This window comes from Halopseudomonas oceani, assembly GCF_963677335.1.
GTDB lineage: Bacteria > Pseudomonadota > Gammaproteobacteria > Pseudomonadales > Pseudomonadaceae > Halopseudomonas > Halopseudomonas oceani.
The window spans coordinates 2899008-2916121 of sequence record NZ_OY781932.1 but is presented as its reverse complement, the minus strand read 5'-3'; the positions used below and the strand labels follow the sequence as shown (position 1 = coordinate 2916121).

General features: G+C 51.5%; 22 protein-coding genes and 2 pseudogenes. All 24 read left to right on the top strand.

The genetic code is table 11. From position 1 onward, the window contains the following. Positions 1–13 precede the first annotated feature (13 nt). Positions 14–485: pseudogene (locus ACKPCU_RS13650) on the top strand (SDR family oxidoreductase); the annotation flags it as partial. Between the two features lie 149 nt (positions 486–634). Then, positions 635–1099: a DUF4190 domain-containing protein gene (locus ACKPCU_RS13645; protein ID WP_104737558.1), complete on the top strand. Its 465-nt coding sequence runs from the start codon at positions 635–637 to the stop codon at positions 1097–1099. An 86-nt stretch (positions 1100–1185) separates the two neighbouring features. Further along, positions 1186–1899, top strand: coding sequence for an NINE protein (locus ACKPCU_RS13640; protein ID WP_321347478.1), 714 nt, complete (start codon positions 1186–1188; stop codon positions 1897–1899). A gap of 85 nt (positions 1900–1984) precedes the next feature. Then, a complete protein-coding gene (locus ACKPCU_RS13635; protein WP_321347476.1) occupies positions 1985–2314 on the top strand; it encodes a hypothetical protein in 330 nt (109 codons plus the stop codon). 86 nt (positions 2315–2400) lie between these two features. Further along, the gene (locus tag ACKPCU_RS13630) at positions 2401–2736 is read left to right on the top strand and encodes a carboxymuconolactone decarboxylase family protein (RefSeq protein WP_321347475.1); all 336 of its coding nucleotides are present in this window, start codon (positions 2401–2403) and stop codon (positions 2734–2736) included. Positions 2737–2739: 3 nt separating this feature from the next. Next, on the top strand, positions 2740–3021 hold the full coding sequence (locus ACKPCU_RS13625; RefSeq protein ID WP_321347473.1) for a hypothetical protein: 282 nt from the start codon (positions 2740–2742) through the stop codon (positions 3019–3021). A gap of 167 nt (positions 3022–3188) precedes the next feature. After that, complete coding sequence (locus ACKPCU_RS13620) at positions 3189–3653, top strand: type II toxin-antitoxin system RatA family toxin (protein ID WP_321347472.1); 465 nt, start codon at positions 3189–3191, stop codon at positions 3651–3653. A gap of 77 nt (positions 3654–3730) precedes the next feature. After that, positions 3731–4219 carry a hypothetical protein gene (locus ACKPCU_RS13615; protein WP_321347471.1) on the top strand — a complete coding sequence of 163 codons (489 nt, stop codon included), beginning with the start codon at positions 3731–3733 and terminating at the stop codon, positions 4217–4219. 1174 nt (positions 4220–5393) lie between these two features. Then, positions 5394–6470 (top strand): extracellular solute-binding protein, encoded by a 1077-nt coding sequence (locus ACKPCU_RS13610; RefSeq protein WP_321347469.1) that lies wholly within the window; start codon positions 5394–5396, stop codon positions 6468–6470. Between the two features lie 446 nt (positions 6471–6916). Then, entirely contained in the window at positions 6917–7492 is a 576-nt protein-coding gene (locus ACKPCU_RS13605) for a DUF1444 family protein (protein WP_321347466.1), read from the top strand. A 355-nt stretch (positions 7493–7847) separates the two neighbouring features. After that, positions 7848–8276 (top strand): MarR family winged helix-turn-helix transcriptional regulator, encoded by a 429-nt coding sequence (locus ACKPCU_RS13600; protein WP_321347465.1) that lies wholly within the window; start codon positions 7848–7850, stop codon positions 8274–8276. A 5-nt stretch (positions 8277–8281) separates the two neighbouring features. Then, complete coding sequence (locus tag ACKPCU_RS13595; protein ID WP_321347463.1) at positions 8282–9130, top strand: alpha/beta fold hydrolase; 849 nt, start codon at positions 8282–8284, stop codon at positions 9128–9130. A gap of 48 nt (positions 9131–9178) precedes the next feature. Next, on the top strand, positions 9179–9985 hold the full coding sequence (locus ACKPCU_RS13590) for an SDR family oxidoreductase (protein ID WP_321347461.1): 807 nt from the start codon (positions 9179–9181) through the stop codon (positions 9983–9985). 117 nt (positions 9986–10102) lie between these two features. Continuing rightward, the gene (gene fos / locus ACKPCU_RS13585) at positions 10103–10501 is read left to right on the top strand and encodes a fosfomycin resistance glutathione transferase (protein WP_321347459.1); all 399 of its coding nucleotides are present in this window, start codon (positions 10103–10105) and stop codon (positions 10499–10501) included. Positions 10502–10551: 50 nt separating this feature from the next. Then, complete coding sequence (locus tag ACKPCU_RS13580; protein ID WP_321347457.1) at positions 10552–10905, top strand: Mpo1-like protein; 354 nt, start codon at positions 10552–10554, stop codon at positions 10903–10905. A 125-nt stretch (positions 10906–11030) separates the two neighbouring features. Beyond that, positions 11031–11804 carry a class I SAM-dependent methyltransferase gene (locus ACKPCU_RS13575; protein WP_321347454.1) on the top strand — a complete coding sequence of 258 codons (774 nt, stop codon included), beginning with the start codon at positions 11031–11033 and terminating at the stop codon, positions 11802–11804. A 57-nt stretch (positions 11805–11861) separates the two neighbouring features. Further along, on the top strand, positions 11862–12263 hold the full coding sequence (locus tag ACKPCU_RS13570; protein ID WP_321347452.1) for a GFA family protein: 402 nt from the start codon (positions 11862–11864) through the stop codon (positions 12261–12263). Positions 12264–12796: 533 nt separating this feature from the next. Further along, complete coding sequence (locus ACKPCU_RS13565; RefSeq protein ID WP_321347450.1) at positions 12797–13303, top strand: Lcl C-terminal domain-containing protein; 507 nt, start codon at positions 12797–12799, stop codon at positions 13301–13303. Positions 13304–13426: 123 nt separating this feature from the next. Then, entirely contained in the window at positions 13427–13891 is a 465-nt protein-coding gene (locus tag ACKPCU_RS13560) for an NUDIX hydrolase (protein WP_321347448.1), read from the top strand. 55 nt (positions 13892–13946) lie between these two features. After that, entirely contained in the window at positions 13947–14495 is a 549-nt protein-coding gene (locus tag ACKPCU_RS13555; RefSeq protein ID WP_321347446.1) for a GNAT family N-acetyltransferase, read from the top strand. A gap of 52 nt (positions 14496–14547) precedes the next feature. After that, positions 14548–15168 (top strand): hypothetical protein, encoded by a 621-nt coding sequence (locus tag ACKPCU_RS13550; protein ID WP_321347444.1) that lies wholly within the window; start codon positions 14548–14550, stop codon positions 15166–15168. A 54-nt stretch (positions 15169–15222) separates the two neighbouring features. Further along, a complete protein-coding gene (locus ACKPCU_RS13545) occupies positions 15223–15717 on the top strand; it encodes a P-loop nucleotide/nucleoside kinase family protein (protein ID WP_321347442.1) in 495 nt (164 codons plus the stop codon). Positions 15718–15968: 251 nt separating this feature from the next. Continuing rightward, positions 15969–16388, top strand: coding sequence for a GFA family protein (locus ACKPCU_RS13540; protein WP_407651764.1), 420 nt, complete (start codon positions 15969–15971; stop codon positions 16386–16388). A 68-nt stretch (positions 16389–16456) separates the two neighbouring features. Further along, a pseudogene (catB, locus tag ACKPCU_RS13535) lies at positions 16457–17089 on the top strand (type B chloramphenicol O-acetyltransferase). The last annotated feature ends 25 nt before the right edge of the window (positions 17090–17114 follow it).

The following is a 17114-nucleotide window of genomic DNA, read 5'->3' as shown; positions in this document are numbered from 1 at the left end:
GCGTGAGCGCGACGTTATCGTCTCCGATATCGATGCCAAGCAAGGTGAAGCGACTGCGCAAGGCATTCGCGACGCCGGCGGCGATGCGCGCTTCGCCGCTTGCAATGTCGCTGATGTGGAGCAGGTCAAAGCGTTGATTGCCGGTATTGAAGCCAATTACGGTCGACTCGATGTGCGTTCAATAATGCCGGTATCGAGATTGAGCAAGGCAAACTGGCCGATGGCGATGAGGACGTTTTTGATCGCATCATGGACGTCAGCGTCAAGGGTGTCTGGCAACGCATGCGTTTTCAGGTTCCGTTGATGCTCAAGAATGACGGCGGTTCTACCGTTAACACAGCATCGGTTGCTGCTTTGGTCGCCGCGCTGAAGATGAGCATCTATGCGCCAGTAAGTACGCCGTATTGGGTTTGACGCGCTCTGCGGCGGTTGAGTATGGCAAACAGGGGCTAAGGGGCAACGCGCTGCTGCCCTGCCAGCCTGACGGTAACAGCTTAGGCTGTTGCCGTCGTATGCCTCGCTCGTCACATTCCATATAATTGGTGGCCGCGTTCGCGCAGAGCCCATGATGCTCTGGCGTTCGTGACGTCGTTGTAGTATTTGAAATGGCTCTAATGGGAAAGGTGTAAAGAATATGAAAGGGACTGTACTGGATTTCAATTCCATCAGCGGGGGCGGTGTCATCAGCTGTGAGGCGGGCAATCGCTATACCTTTACGCGGCCGCAGTGGAAGAGCGCAACTGCGCCGGTGGCTGGTGCATCGGTAGATTTCGTCCCGGTCGGCAACGAGGCCACCGACGTTTACGGTGTTGCCAGTGTCACGCCGCAGGCTACTCCCCAGGCTGCTCAGCAACCTCAAGTTGCCACGACGTCTTCGCTGGCGATCATCAGCCTGGTATCGGGTATTGTTGGCTTGTTTATCTTTGGTTCTCTCATCGCAATCGTGTGCGGACACATTGCCAGATCGCAGATCAAGAACAGCGGCGGGACCCAGTCGGGTGACGGCATGGCGCTCACCGGTCTGATCCTTGGTTATATCGGTATTGCATTGTGGCTGCTGTGGTTTGTCGCTGTCGGAATGATCGCTGCTACGTCGTGATGTGCCAGGCGGCCAGGGTGATAGGGCGGCAAAAGGGCTCAGCACCCGATCAGGAATAAATAACAACAAAGGGACAGGGAAAGGGAATGGCCAAGTTTTGCTCTGAGTGCGGCGTGGAAATGGCCGACAAAACCCCTCAATGCCGTAGTTGCGGAGCTATCCAAAGCGATTTTGTCTACAAGAGTCGGGTAGCTGCAGGCGCACTGGCGTTGTTTACCGGCATGTTTGGCATACATCGCTTCTATCTCGGTCAATGGTGGGGCGTGTTTTACCTGCTGTTTTTCTGGACCTACATCCCGTCTTTGGTTGGGTTCATCGAGGGTGTTGTGTTCCTCGCAACCTCTCAGAAGAGTTGGAACGCAAAATACAATCAGGGGCTCTCGCTCGGCACGGAGAAGGGCGGCGTGGTCATTATTGCGCTGCTTGTTTTTCTGGTTATCGCCGGTATCGGCATACTTGCTGCCATCGCCTTGCCAGCCTATCAGGACTACACCTATCGTGCGAAACTACAAGACTCGCATAGTGTCGCGACGCAGTTGATGCCGATTGTCGAAGAGTACGTTCAGCAACATGATGCTTGGCCGACCAGTCTCAACCAGCTCCCCGTCGCTGATCTTGTCACTTCCGAATCGGTGGGCACCGTTGCGGTAAATTCCGGGGTGATCGTTGTGACGCCAGCCAAGGGTGTTGGTCTTAGCGGTTCCCTTATCTATGTGCCGTCGTTCTCGGGCTCCGGTATCTCCTGGAGTTGCACTGAATCCACGGTAGAAAGCCGTTATCTGCCGGCCAGGTGTCGCTGACATCATTGTTCTTTGCGCTGTGGCTTGTGCGACTTTTCCGCCGCTGAGTCCAAGTGCTTTCATGCTGAAATTTGACAGGTAATTTATGGACGAATTGAAACACTCCGGCATTGGTATCGCCTCATTTGTGCTTAGCATCGTTTCGGCGATTCTGATCTTTTTGCTCATCATTTTTGCCGGTGTGCTGGAGACCACCACGCCCGGCGGAATGGATGAGGAGTCCGCGGCGGCAATTGTTGTCGGTCTGCTGTTGTTCCTCTTTATGGGGATGTCGCTGGTCGGCTTTGGCCTGGGTATTGGCGGCCTGGTTCAGAAGGGGCGCAACAAGATATTCGCAATCCTGGGGACCGTGTTCTCCGGGCTCACCATCGTTGGTGCCGTACTGCTGTTGTTGCTTGGCATGTCAATGGCCTAATGGCCATGGCCACTGTGAGCGCGGGCAGGTCAGGGCGGCAGCTGTACCCTCGGCAGGATTGAAAACAACAACAAGGAAGGAACACCATGAGCGACTACCAATCCCGTGGCGACAAGGCTTACGCCAAGCAACTAATGCAGGCCGCCAACAAGGAAGCGACAGCCTTCCTTAATCTCAAAGCCAGCGCCGAGCGCAAAGACGGTGCCATCCCGGAGAAGTCTCGCGAGCTGATGTCCATCGCCGTCGCGCTATCGACGCAGTGTTCCTACTGCATCGATGCTCACGTCGAAAACGCAGTCAAGGCCGGCGCTACCAAGGAAGAACTGGCTGAAACTGTATTTATCGCTTCTGCGCTACGTGCGGGGGCTGCGGTGGGGCATGGCCTGCTTGCGATGAAACTGTTTGAAGAGCACGCCGGTTGAGAGATGGGTAGCACGCATTACAAAACCACATTCCTGGAAATGCACTCACCGAGTGCGCAGAAGCCTGTTCCGCTACCCGCTGAATTGACGGTGGTTGAGTGCGAGGAGCCGCAGTATCAGTTCAACAGGTTTCTCTACAACCTCGTTGGCGCTGAGTGGCAGTGGGGCGACCTGGACGACTGGAGCGATGAGCAGTGGCGTGAGGTCGTGGAAAGCAACTCACTGCGGACCTGGGTGGCTTACTACCGGGGAAGTATTGCGGGGTACTATGAGCTGTACGTTTGATCACCCCAACGCGCTGGCCAACTACATCGCGCGTGGCCTGTCGGTCTATCGCGAAGAAACGACGCCGCTATAGGTGCGCTACTAGCCAGGCAATCACCGCCAAATAGACGCCTGCTGCCTACGTCGGAAAATAGCATTGCTTGTGGTCCCGGAGGTTTGCTGTCTGCATGGCTATCGTTGAACTCGAACGTATCGTACACGCTCCGGTTGCCCGCGTTTATGAGGCATCGCAGGATTACGCTATTCGTTATCAATGGGATCCGTTCCCTGAAAAAATTGAATTGCTTGGCGGTGCTGGTGCTGTCGACGTTGCGATTGGTGTTAGAACGCTGGTGGTAGCCCGGTCTGGCCTGCGGATGGAAGTCGAGTTTGTGCAGGTGTCGCCACCACACCGTGCCGCAATCGTGATGGTCAGAGGCCCTCTTTTCCTTAAGACATTTGCCGGAAGCTGGGTATTCAAGCAGGTGGATCCAACTACAACACAGGTGACCTTTCGCTATTCAATTCAGATCAAGCCCTGGACTTTACCTAAACTGTCGGAAAGGTTGGCGTGCGGCTATTTCCGGCGGGTCGTTAAAGCCCGAGTGGAAGGCCTCAAGGCGTATTGCGAGGGTCTGCAGGGAGGGGGGTAATGCGAAACCGACTATATGCTACGGTGCTGTTTCTTTTCATATTAATAGTTGCGAAACCTGCGAGTGCATGCCGGAGCATGGCTGAGCTTAAGCTCGAAGACATTACGTACGCTAGTGTTGTCGTCGTCGGCAGGATCACGAATTATGAAATCATTTTGGACCAAGAAGCCCGGATGCATAGGGAGCGCACCCTTGCAAATTCCGAGTTGAGCCCGGAATACCGAGAACTCATATCAGGTCAAAAAAAATGGTTGACCGATTACGCACGCTTTAACGTCTTAGTGGATGAGGTTTTGCTCGGACAGGCGCCTGATGTCATTACCGTTACTTGGAATAACTCAACATTCGGCGAGCCGGAGAAAATGGGAGAAGGCCCATTTTTGATCGCATTGCGTGATCCTCATGCTGAAAGCCCTCCGCTTCGAGGCCCAAGCGCAACTATCGTGCAACCTCAAGAGCAAACATTGACCGTATTGCAGGCTCCCTGCGCAAAGGCTTTCATATTCTATACATTCAGTCCTGAGGCGTTAAAGGCGCGGGAGATTCTCTCCGGTTCCGAGGAGTGAGACTCGCTAAGTTATTATGGGGTAACCCGTATTTTAATTATTGGGCAAAACTAATTTTCTGGTGGAGTATGAAGCGATAGCGCAAATAAATTTGGCACAAATCAGATTTTTATGTCTGCTTCTTTGTGCGTGTATCGAGACGCTGGTGCGCGTGCCGTCCTCTGTTGGAATAATGTTGCTGAGACCTTCTAGTAAAGGTATTTTTTTGGGCGTAGTGAGTATATCCAAGTCTGTCACTTTGCTTGATTAAATGAAAAACGCTTTGGGTGTTGAATTGGTTGGTAATGGGGTCAGGCTATGAATGCGATGGTGTTGAATATAACAGGCTTTTTAAGCAGGGCTGCGCTTGTGGTGAGCCTCGCGACAGGTCGATATAAATGAACGACAAAACGCGAGATTTGATTGTACAAAAAAGTGCGTATGGATTCATGGGCTGTGTTTTTTTGCTCCTGGCTGTTTCGATAATATATGGGAAAGGCATGGGGCGGATGGTTCTCTTTACTATTGTGCCGATGTATTCACTATATTATGTGGTCATGTATAACCTGGTTTGCAGGGGGTATGACAGTGAAGTCAAGCGAATTTCAGCGTTCGGAACCATAGGTAGAGGTAAGTTTTTTGGGGTAATTTATTACCTTTCACTATTCATTGTTTCGGTTTTTTTATTTCTGGCTCTGGATGTTTTTTATAGTCTTCTATGAAATGACTCGCTGGCGCGACAGCAGCGTTACCTTTTGGGTCGCCGAGTTTCGCTACACTAGGTCGATGATTATGGCCTGCATTGGGGCCGTTGCTTCGATACACAGGTGCAGGTTGATTCATTATGCAGCCCCGTTGGCCGTATCCAAAAGATTACTGGATTGAAATAACAGGAACTTTATCAGTGAAGCTGACTGTGAATGCGAATAATGGGGGGCTGGCGATGCTCGAAAGTCAGTCTCTTTGGGATGAAGACGTTAAGTAAGTCTTCTGGCCGGTATCATTTTTGGTACTGCTTCACACTAAAAAAACGCGCAAGCTGATGCGGTCGGCGCTAGAGTCTAATATCACGGGCTTGGTTGATTGACGCCCTTGCAGTCGCAAGCCAAACATCGATTGCAAACAGGACGACATGCTCCATAAAAGCCAGCGTTGAGCTTTACGTCTTTCCAAGTAAAAAAATGAGGACTTACCTATGAAGTACCTGCTCTGCATCGTCGCCTTGTGCGCAGTGAGTCAGGCGCATGCTGAGGACGTGATTCGCGTCCTGAACTGGAATGACTACATTGAGCCGACGCTGCTGGAAAAATTTGAGCAGCAGTCAGGGGTTAGGGTCGATTACCAGACGTTTGAAGAGGGGCAGGAGCTCATGGAGGCGATGGGTAGTGGCGATGCTTACGACATCGTTGTGCCCTCTCATTACATGCTGAAGCAGTTGATCGCTGACCAGGCCCTGATGCCTATCGACAGCAGTCAACTGAAAAACTATGACAACCTGGATCTGTGGCTGGTATCTGTCCTCGCCAGTATTCCACGCGCCAGCGAACACGCAATACCCTACCTTTGGGGCTCCAACGGGCTGGCCGTTAACGTGCCCATGGCCGAAGCCGCGTTAGGCGAGAGCGTGCCGCACAGTTGGGGGCTTTTGTTCTCAGAATCCTATGCTTCCCGCCTTGCGTCCTGTGGTCTGGGCATGCTGGCAGCGCCAGAAGAAGTTGCCTCGGTACTCCTCAACTTCCATGGACGGCGTCTATCAGGCAGCACCGGCCGAAGAATTGCTCATGCCTTTGAGTCGATTGACTATCTGCGCAAAGACATGAGTGAGATTAATAACTGGGAACACGTTGAGGCACTGGCTAAGAATGAAATTTGTGTCGCGCTGACCTGGGGGGGCAACGCTCTGTTTGCGATGGAGGAGAACCCGGATGTGCAATTCTGGATTCCGGAGGCCGGTTCAAGCATTTTCATTGATACTCTGGCGATCCCCAGCAACGCCTCACGCCCAGACCTTGCCTACCAATTCATCGACTTTTTGATGGAGCCGGAAAACGCCATTCTCAATGCAAGCGCGTCTAACTTCTATCCGCCAATATCTGGCGATTCTCCAGAAATGCAGGCGTTCGAAGCAGCCAACCCATATCAGGTTATGACAGTTGAACAACGTCGCCGGAGTTACTTGCTTGAATCGCTGACTGAAGAACAGCAGTCCGCCGTTGAGCAGGCTTGGCAGCGTTTCCTCGAGGTGTCGGAGACGGCAGAGCCTGAAGCCTGAGAGTGGCATCCCACGCTGGCAGCTATAGCAACACCGCCAGCGTTTCTTAATATCGCCAGTTTATCCGCCGGGTTGACCATCGGCTTTAGCTCAGGAGCCTGTTGCATACCGGCGCATCGACGAGATGGGGCGCTAAAGGTCTTTTGGGGCAGGCCCTGCTAGATGGCGCAACCAGCGGAGCAGGGCGGTTGCGCCGCAACCTCTCAGCTAATCATGAGTGGTTTCTGTCCTTTACCAAAGCAGCAGGCGACGTTACTTTTTGCTCATGGCATGCCGCTGTGTCGCGACAGCCAAGGGATGACATCAATATCATTCATCTTCCATTGGCATATAGATAACGTCAGCCTTCGTGCTAGTTGTACGTCTGGTGAATGCCGTATCAGCGCATACTTCCGTGGCGTGCGAAATTTGCGAGCGCCATTAACACAGCGTTAAGAGACCAATCCATGTTTTCGTTCTTCAAGAAGAAGCCAAAGCCCGTCGACCCAACACCAGTGGTAGTTCCTCGAATTAAGCACAAGAACTTCCTTGTTGCCATTGACAGTATTCCTGGTATGACCGATGAATCTCGACCGGTGACTGAGGCGCTTGTTGGGGACTTGTATCTGTCCTATGCCATTGATATTGGCCCGAGTTACATATCGGTAACCCCCGCCAATCTGAGAGACCATAATCTGGCGCAAGCTGATTTACGTCGGCTGGCTGAGACAAATGGGCTTGAGGCTATGCGCAAGATTCACGTCGGGACGGACGGCACCATCCATGAGCTGGCTGCTCCTGAGAACATGGCTGCATGCACCATTCTTTATCCAGCGCTGTGGCAGCAAATCGAAAAGGAGATGGGCTGCCCGGTTGCAGTTGCCTTCCCACATCGAGATATCGTTCTATACGCACCAGCGGACTCCAAAGGTATTACGGCGCTCACTAAGGTGATTGGGCAAATGAATTTTGAAGATACTCATGCATTGTCCCGGTTGCTCTATCGCCCATCTCCGGCTGGCTGGAGTGTGGTTGCAGCCTGACAGTCCGCTCAACTTGACGGTGCCTTGTAGTTGGGCTTTGCGCAGCGCCCTGGCTAAATAGGTACCGGAGGTTTCTGATCCTGTAGTGAGCTTCTGGTATCTCGGCGCATGTTGTTCTCTCGTTTTTTCGCCGAACGGCTCGTAGGCGACTATCTCGGCACGTCTGAGTACATCCGCCTGTCATGCTCTTCTACCTGATACGTCGGTCGCAGGGGCAGCCAACCAGCCGCTGAGGTAGCAGGCGCCTGGGGGGGGGGCAAATGCGTTCCTGTTTGTTTTTTCTTGCCAAGTACTTGACTGCTCAATTATATAGGCGTTAAATTTGCGTGCTCAAGCATGTTGCAAGGAATTTGCTGTGTCCGATAAAAAAGAAAGCCGTCTGGTGAGCAGTGTCATTGGCCTCAACAGCAATATCCAGAAGAGGGTGGGCCGTGCGCTCTCCGTGCATGGTATTGGTGTCACCGAGTACCTCGTACTGAATCAACTGTATGTGGCACCAACGCAGACGATGCGCCGTAGCGACCTTGCGGAAGAGGTCGGTTTGAGTCCGTCGGGTATAACCCGCCTGATTAACCCTATGGAAAAAATAGGCCTGGTTAAAAAAGAAGAAAGCCCTCGCGATGCGAGGGTCAGCCTGGTGCGGTTATCGGCTGCGGGAAAGCAAGTTTACGAAGATGCCCAGGTTTCATTTGAGCAAGCCTCAGTCGCTCTGTTTGAGCCGTTGGACGATAAACAGATAGATGCGTTTATTGAACTGCTGAGTACGGTATCCAAAGGGGCTTGATAAACATGCGCAAGCTGGATTATAGGCAAGCTCTGATCGACCGTATTGGTGCTTCAGTTACTCAGGCAAACGTGATGGCCGGCTCGGTGAACACTGCCTATTTATCTGCTGGTGCTGGATTTCCGGTTATCTGCCTGCACGGCGGTGGGGCAGGGGCTGTTACCTGGTATCCATCCATTGGCCCACTGGCACAACATTTTCGTGTTGTTACACCGGACATTGTAGGTTACGGGGAGTCTGACAAACCCGATGCGAGCTATGACAGAGCCTACTTCGCTAGTTGGTTAAAGCAGTTTCTGAATGCCCTTGGCATCACTAAGGCTCATATCGTCGGGTTATCTCAAGGTGGCGCCATTGCCCTGCAATTTACCCTCGATAACCCGGAAATGGTGGACAAGCTTGTCCTCATCGATTCTGGTGGGCTAGGAGCAAAGTCGCCCTTGATGTCTATTGTCGGCATGCTGTGGCTGAATACCTTGCCATCGTTATGGGCAAATCGCTTTTATTCCCGTTATATCCTGTTTAACCCCGATAACCGTGATCCGAATCACGGACGCTATTCGGTTGAGGTGCTCAAGGCTGCGGGCGGCAAAAAGGCTTTTTCCCAAGGGCGAGGTGCAGCGGTCTCGGCCCTTACAGAAGAAGTACTACGCAAAATACAAAACAAGACTTTAATGATCTGGGGCGAAAATGACCGATTATTCCCCATTGAGTTTGCTGCCAAAGCCGTCGCGATAATGCCTGATGCTGAGCTGTATAGCATTAAAGATGCCGGGCACTTGCCTATGATGGATCAACCCGCGGTTTTCAATCGAGCTGTTGCGAAATTCTTGTTGGACAAAGCCGGCGTTTGATCCCGTTTCTATAAATTAATCGGTACGTGGCGGCAAGGAGCTAGCGTAATGCGACTTAAAGGAAAAAGAGTATTGGTAACCGGGGCTGCAAGAGGGATCGGTGAGTCGATCGCTGAGCTTTTTGCAGCAGAAGGTGCGATGGTTATTGTTTCAGACATCCAGGATGAACTGGGCCAGAAAGTCGCCGCCAAGCTCGGAGAATGTGCCAGATATATCCATCTTGATGTAAGCAAGGAAGCTGACTGGATTGAAGCAAGTCGACAGATCAGCGCCGAGTATGGCGGTCTGGACGTCTTGGTGAATAATGCGGGCATCGCCGGAATCCTGGAAACGTCTGGTCCACACGACCCGGAAAACCTGGATATTGATAGCTGGCACGCAGTCCATCAGGTCAATTTGGACGGTGTAGCACTTGGCTGCAAATACGGCATTCGGCTTATGAAGGCCTCGTTATCTGCAAGCATTGTTAATATCTCTTCAAGGTCAGGGATAATCGGCATCCCCTTTGCGACGGCCTATGCATCGAGCAAGGCCGCTGTCCGTAACCACACAAAATCTGTTGCGCTTTATTGTGCTGAAAAGCACTACCCTATCCGGTGTAACTCTATCCACCCCGGCGCCATTTATACGCCAATATGGGATGCTATGTTGGGCGAAGGTGAGCAGCGAGAGCGGGCAATAGAGGTTATCGCTTCTGAGATCCCTCTCGGGACCATGGGAGAGCCAAAGGATGTTGCCTATGCGGCGCTATACCTGGCATCGGACGAAGCAAAATATGTCACTGGGATTGAAATGAATATCGATGGTGGAATACTGGCAGGCAGCTCTGCTTCTCCGCCCAGTGATGATGTCTGACAACTCGTTTCGGTCTATTACAGGCCTGCGGCACGACGCCGGGGATAGCAATTCGCGGCTTTTATCCTAGTGTTATGAATTCAGTTGGGGGCAATGCGCCTTCTCAAGGTTTTGCGCATGATTACCGGCGTCAATCACATCACCTTCGCGGTTCGGGATCTGCAATCGTCGATCGCGTTCTACCGTGACCTATTGGGGATGAAGCTGCATGTTGTCTGGGACGCAGGCGCTTACCTAACGGCTGGCGATACGTGGCTATGTTTGAGCTTAGGTCAATCTCATCCGGCGAAGGACTACACGCATGTTGCTTTCAGCGTTAACGAGGAAGAACTCCGAAGGTTGCGCACAGCACTGAAGCAGGCCGGTGTCGTGGAGTGGAAGGAGAATGCCAGCGAGGGTGAGTCTATCTATGTACTCGACCCGAACGGCCATCGCCTCGAACTGCATTGCGGCACACTGGCGACACGTCTGGCTGAGCTGCAGAGCGTGCCTTACAACGGGTTGGTCTGGTTCTGAGGTGTGCAAGTCTACCCGACAACAGGGTATGAGCTAATCAGGGAGGAAATATGCGAATTGATGAATTACTTAAATGGCAGTGGGATGGGTATTCAAAATTTCACCAATCAAGGAGCAATTTATTGATTCATATTATATTTGTTCCTTTGTTTGTGATTGGCTTCATCCTGTTCTTGGTCTCGCTGGTTTTTTTAAAATGGCCACTAATGCTGTCGGCACTGCTATTGATGGTTGTGTCATTTGCTTTGCAAGGTGTGGGTCATGGCAAGGAGCAGCATTCTGCGGTGCCATTCTCCGGTTTCAGAAATGCAGTTTTGCGGATACTGTTTGAGCAATTATATACCTTTCCGAAATTTGTTCTTACCGGTGAGTGGTATAAGGCATTTGTTAAGTCGAACGCCTAGCGGCGCGCTTGACTTGGATGGCTAGATGAATCGGATTGGTTTTTGTGAATTTGGGAAGGTTGGCTGTTCTGTTGTGTCAATTTTTCGGTTTTGGAGTTATGTGTGCAGTGTTTATTAGGTGAAAAATGGACTATTTGAGTTTGAACAAAAGTGCGTGGGATAAACGCACGAAAATTCATGTTAAATCGGCGTTTTATGATGTCGACGCTTTTAAAAAAGGCAAGTGTTCGCTCAATCCCGTAGAGCTGGAGCAAGTAGGAGATGTTGAGGGCAAAACGCTGTTGCATCTGCAGTGCCACTTTGGTCAGGATACCTTGTCTTGGGCTCGGCTGGGTGCTGATGTTACTGGTGTTGATTTGTCGGCTGATGCGATAGCCGAAGCAAATTTGCTAAAACAATCGTTAGGCCTGCGCGCCACCTTTATTGAAGGTGATGTTGTGCGATTTGGTGCGGAAAATAGGCAGCAGTTTGATATCGTGTTTACGTCATATGGTGTGCTGTCATGGTTGCCGGATCTGGCCGGGTGGGCGGCGACCATTTCTGCTGCGTTGAAACACGGTGGTGAGTTCCACCTTGTTGAGTTCCACCCATTTAATGAGTTGCTGTCTGGGTACTCGTATTTCTCGACAGGCGAGCCCGATATCGAAGAAGAGGGCACATACACAGAAAACTGTGATGGAGCGACGTCTACAACGGTGACCTGGTCTCATTCAATCAGTGATGTTCTAAGTGCTCTAATCGGTGCTGGTTTGAGTGTTGAGTCCTTTACCGAATATCCATATAGCCCCTATAACTGCTTTGAGGGGCTGGATTTTGTTCCGGGCCAGGGGTACCAGATGTTGCATAAGGGTAATCAGGTCCCATTGTTATATGCGATTAAAGCGCGGAAAACTGCTTGATTATGTTGGTTTTTCGGCATGGGTATCTTATCTGCAGGCCAAACAAGGAGGTAGGGCATGGCTGATTATTTAGGTTCTTGTCTGTGTGGCGCGGTGACGTTTGAGATGACCGGCGCGTTTGAAAGCTTTTATCTGTGTCATTGCCAGCATTGTCAAAAAGATACCGGGTCGGCTCACGCAGCTAATCTATTTTCAACATCCGCTAGCTTATCTTGGCTGTCTGGTGCAGATGCTGTCGTGTCCTTTACCCTTGCTGGTACTCAGCATCACAAGAGTTTTTGCTCGTTGTGTGGTTCAGCATTGCCAAACACTCAGATTGCAGGGCTGCTCGTTGTTCCTGCCGGGTGTTTGGACACTGAGATCTCTATGCTGCCGACGGCACATATCTTTTGTTCCAGTAAGGCGGAGTGGGATGACGCTTTAGAAGCGGTGCCAGCCTTTGCGCGGTTGCCAGGCTGAACCACGATCCTGGGGCAGGCAATTGGTGGGGCTATATGTCGACCCTGCCGGACGCTCGGCGGCAGAGTGGATTGGTGGCCTTTGTCGCTAACTCAGTGCGGCACCGGACTGGTCGCCGCGTTGGGCGGTCGCAAGCGCATCATCTAATGCGCCCACTGACCTAGGCTCAGTCGCAGCTGGTACGCGATAAGGCCAGTGGGCATCCAGCGAAAGGCAATTGGATCTCCATGATTAGCTAAATCGATTAGACGTAGGCGCTGATATGACTGCCGCCAACCGGTATGATTAGGTGTAATGAGCCGCTCTAGGACGGGTGTTTCTTGTAACGACCTCAATTGCCGAGACGTTGTAGTCTGACCTCACCAGATACAAGGGAAGTCGGATCACTCAGGCTTTTTTGCTCATTCATATTTTGCCCTTGGCCGAGATTGTTCGATGCGAAATGCTCTGCGGCCTATCGCTCTGCTCCTTCGTGTTGGCATCCGCGACCTGCGTGTACGGATGCCTTTCCGCTAGATATCAGGTACTCAATCATGAAAAGCGTTAAAACATTTTCAATACTTGCGTTATGGCTGGCCTCAGGTGCGGCGTTGGCTGCCTGTGACGAAACTGACAGTGATCGTAGGCCATCGTCGCGGTTTGTCCTCAATGGTGGCGAAGCCTATGACCAGCAGACCGGATTAACGTGGAGCCGCTGCACTGCAGGTAGCGCCTGGTCGAGTGATGCTGGCTGTACCGGTGACGCGAAGCTCATGCGATTGGATGAAGCGAAACAGTTTGCGCAGGAGATGGGCGGCGGCTGGGGACTTCCAACGATTGCTGAGCTTCATAGCATCGTCGAACCGCAATGTGTCAATCCTGCGATCAACTCCACCGTGTTTCCAGCGGTGACCGATTTCGGAGAGGGGGCACCCTACTGGAGTGAAACCCACTTTGAGGAAATGCCCCAACTCATTTACTTCATCGATTTTCTCGATGGAGCGGTAGATGCGCACAGTGAAGGGTTTGCACTGGCTGTGCGTCTGGTACGTAGTGAATGACGGGTTTTGGATCTGACGCAGGCCCATCGGCCGCTGGGCAGGCCTGTGTATATAGTAGACAAAGGCAAGGCTGGGTTACGGAGAGTCGGTGCGGCGACGGCGATCGCCAAGAGGGGCTGTGAGATGGAGAGCGTGATGGACGTCAGAAAGTGCGCACGATTACTGATCGTAAATGAACTGGATCAGTTGCTTTTATTTGAATACAAAGATGAGCATTGCGCAGAGCCTTTCTGGGCGACTGCAGGCGGAGAGCTCAAAGAGGGCGAAACGTACCTGGAGGCAGCCAAGAGAGAGCTTTACGAGGAAACGGGGCTTGAGTGCGCGATAGGGGAATTGGTGCTGGAGCGTGAGGATGTTTTTGCCGTGGCATTGTCGGTTCCCGCTATATGGCAAGAGCAGTATTTTCTTGTTCAGTGCGAGTCGGAAGATGAGCTTTTCGCGGCCTCGTGGACCGAAGAAGAAAAGGCCACCATACAACGATGGGCCTGGTGGTCCCTTGAAGATATGCGCAGGAATAGGGCGCTTTTCAAGCCGCTTGTATTGACTGAGTTGCTGGAAACCGTTTTAGCGAGCAGGGGTAGTGCGTAACGACCTTCTGTGTATGTCTACTTGGGTTGGCTGCTTTTTTCTGGAGAGGCGATAGATGTGTCACAAGACTCCCGGTGACGTACTGAGTTCTGCACCGGGCGCAAAGACGCCAGGCTCTGCTTATAGTGGCGAGCGTAATGTTATAAAAATAAAAGATTATTCCTCAGATAAGGCAAGGGATATAGCGGACTTGTTTTACCAGTCTGTTCATGCGATTGACTCGTTGTTGTATTCGTCTGCGCAAAAAGCGGCCTGGGCTCCTGCGCCTGTTGACTATGAGATGTGGCTTGAGCGGTTGAATATAAAAAAGCCCTTTGTCGCGCTAATTGAAGGTCGCGTTGCTGGCTTTATCGAATTGGATGCTGATGGTCATATCGACTGTACCTATACTCATCCGGATTTTCAGGGGCGAGGTGTTGCCTCCGCGTTGTATGAGTATCTGCTTGCGCGTGCAAAGGCTAACAATATGGAACGCTTATACGTTGAAGCTTCACTCATTGCCAAGCCTTTCTTCGAGCGCCGTGGGTTTTCGGTGATCAAGGAAAATGAAGTTAAGCGAAATAAGATATCACTGGTAAATTTTTCAATGGAAAGGCTGCTGTAAATAATATTGGGTTGAGTGTTAACACATTTTTCAGATATCAAATGGCAAGGTTATGAAAGAAATAGCTCTATTTTCTGTTGCGTTGCTGCTGGGTGGTTGTGCATACGGCATTGTCGACCGCAGCAATGAGGTGCGTAATGCTGAGACCCTGGCAACCTGTTATGTCACAGTAAAGCCCGCCTTTCTGTATGAGGCTCGATGCGCAGATTTGGACGCGAGTGGTTTTGGAGGCAGCACGTTTTGTACTGGCATCCAGGGGTTTGATCCGGCGCCCTACGAGGTTGACCACCACACCCATCATTATGAGTATCCCAAGTCGTGGGCGGCGTACCTTGATGCAAAAAACACATGGGACGAAACGTTATTTAAAAAGCTCTTATTTGAAAAGCAACGAAGTATTATTGCCCCGGTTAACGTCGGTACAACATTAGATATTACCGGTGTCTATGAGTATCCGCGTGGCGAAACCGGACGGGTTCTTATCCTGAAAGCCATATTGACTAGCGGTGAGTTCAACGGTACTGAAGTTGAGCTTCCATCGCGTGGTGGCTTTTCTGATGCAGGGCCGGATTGGGTGCGGCAATGGACTTATCGGCCAGATCAAGGCATCGAGCTCTCTTCTGAGTATCTTGAGCCGTGTGACAATCAACCTGTCGACAATCGCGTCAAGTAACAGGCTGCAGTCAGTCTGGTTACAGCGCGGATGTCAGATACTAAGAGGTAGGTGATGAAATCAGGGGTATTAATATTTTTCTGCGGCAAAATGGGGGCAGGGAAGTCCACACGATCGCGCGAACTCTCCCGGGAACGAAATGCGGTACTGCTGTCGGAAGACGAGTGGCTTGCAGCCATTTACCCGGATCGCATTAAAACCTTGAACGATTACATAACGTATTCCGGGCTGCTAAAGCCCCAAATTAAGAAGTTGGTTCAGTCGATCCTGTCAACCGGAACTAACGTGGTAATGGACTTCCCGGCAAATACGGTTTCACAGCGGGCGTGGTTTAAGAGCATTTTTTCTGAAATTCAGGCTGCACATGAATTGATTTACATTGATCAGTCTGATGAGACCTGCTTGAAGCAAATCGCCAAACGGCGAATGGAGCAGCCTCAGCGGGCGGCAACGGACACTGAGGAAATGTTTGAGGTGGTTACCAGGCACTTTGTGGCACCCGCGCCAGAGGAAGGCTTCAACACCATCGTAGTTGCAGCCGAGCGCTAAGGAGCGTAGACCGTGCGCGAACAGGCACGTTTGTCTGATCTCGCGCTGAGACTGAAAGGGGCGGGGCTGCTGAGTTGTGCGCAAAGCCTTTTAGACAATCGGCCTGAAAATTCGCCGGTTGGACATCACAAGAAATACAAGTTTAAAGGAGGTACGTGGCATTTTTCTTGCTTTCTGGTTTAACCTCCGGGTTCGCAGGACGAGCTCAGTTTCTTCCTCTGGTTTGGCAATCAGTATAAAAGGGGCTGTTGATGAAAGGAGCATGTCTCTGTGGCAGTGTAACGTTCAAAATTGAAGAGCCAATACGAAACCTCTATCAATGTCACTGCTCGTTGTGCCGTAAAGCGACTGGAGCAGCGGCCAACGCTGCCACCTTTGTGCAACGTGCCGCTTTTCATTGGCTTTCAGGTGAAGGGCTTATAACGTCCTATAAAAGAAAAAGCGGTTTCCGAAGTGACTTTTGCTCTATCTGCGGAAGTCCGGTTCCCAATAATGTGTCGAATAGCTCAATGGTCTGGATCCCGGCAGGTTTGCTCGAAGAGCCTGTCGCGTCGCAGGTTTCTGTTCACCTGCATACTCGTTCTGCTGCGCCTTGGGAGCGGGAGTCTGCCGAGTGCATTCGGCTTGAAGGTGGTGCTGACAGCCTGGCGTCACTTAATAACTTGTTGTAGCCATTCTGGCGGCCGCCCAAGGCAGTGGCAGCGCCATAATTTTGCTGCCGGATTATGGTATGGATCGCATGGAAAATTATTTTGATAGCCCATTCAAAGGGAAATTACTCACGGAGCAGGTCAAGAACCCTAATATCCAGGTAGGTCGTTATAGTTATTATTCAGGCTACTACCATGGACACTCATTTGATGATTGCGCCCGCTATCTTCTGCCGGATCGTGATGATGTCGATAAATTGATTATTGGCAGTTTCTGCTCCATCGGAACTGGCGCCGCCTTTATCATGGCGGGCAATCAAGGCCACTGATACGACTGGGTTACGTCGTTTCCTTTTTTTTATATGAGTGAGGAGCCTGCTTTTTCTGAAGCCGTTGATGCCTTCCAGCCTGCGGGTGATACCGTCATAGGAAGCGATGTGTGGATTGGCTCTGAGGCAATGATCATGCCTGGCGTTAAGGTTGGGCATGGCTCAGTCATTGGCAGCCGCTCTCTGGTGACCAGGGATGTTGAACCTTATACGATCGTGGGAGGGAACCCGGCCAAAGCCATAAGAAAACGTTTTTCAGAGCAGGAGATTGCCCTGTTGCTGGAAATGCAGTGGTGGGATTGGCCGCTGGACGACATCAAAGGGGCGATGCCTTTTTTGTGTTCATCGGACATTGCAGGCCTTTATCGGGCCTGGAAAAACTCAAGTGCTTGACAAGCGGCTGCTGGCGTTCGCTCTA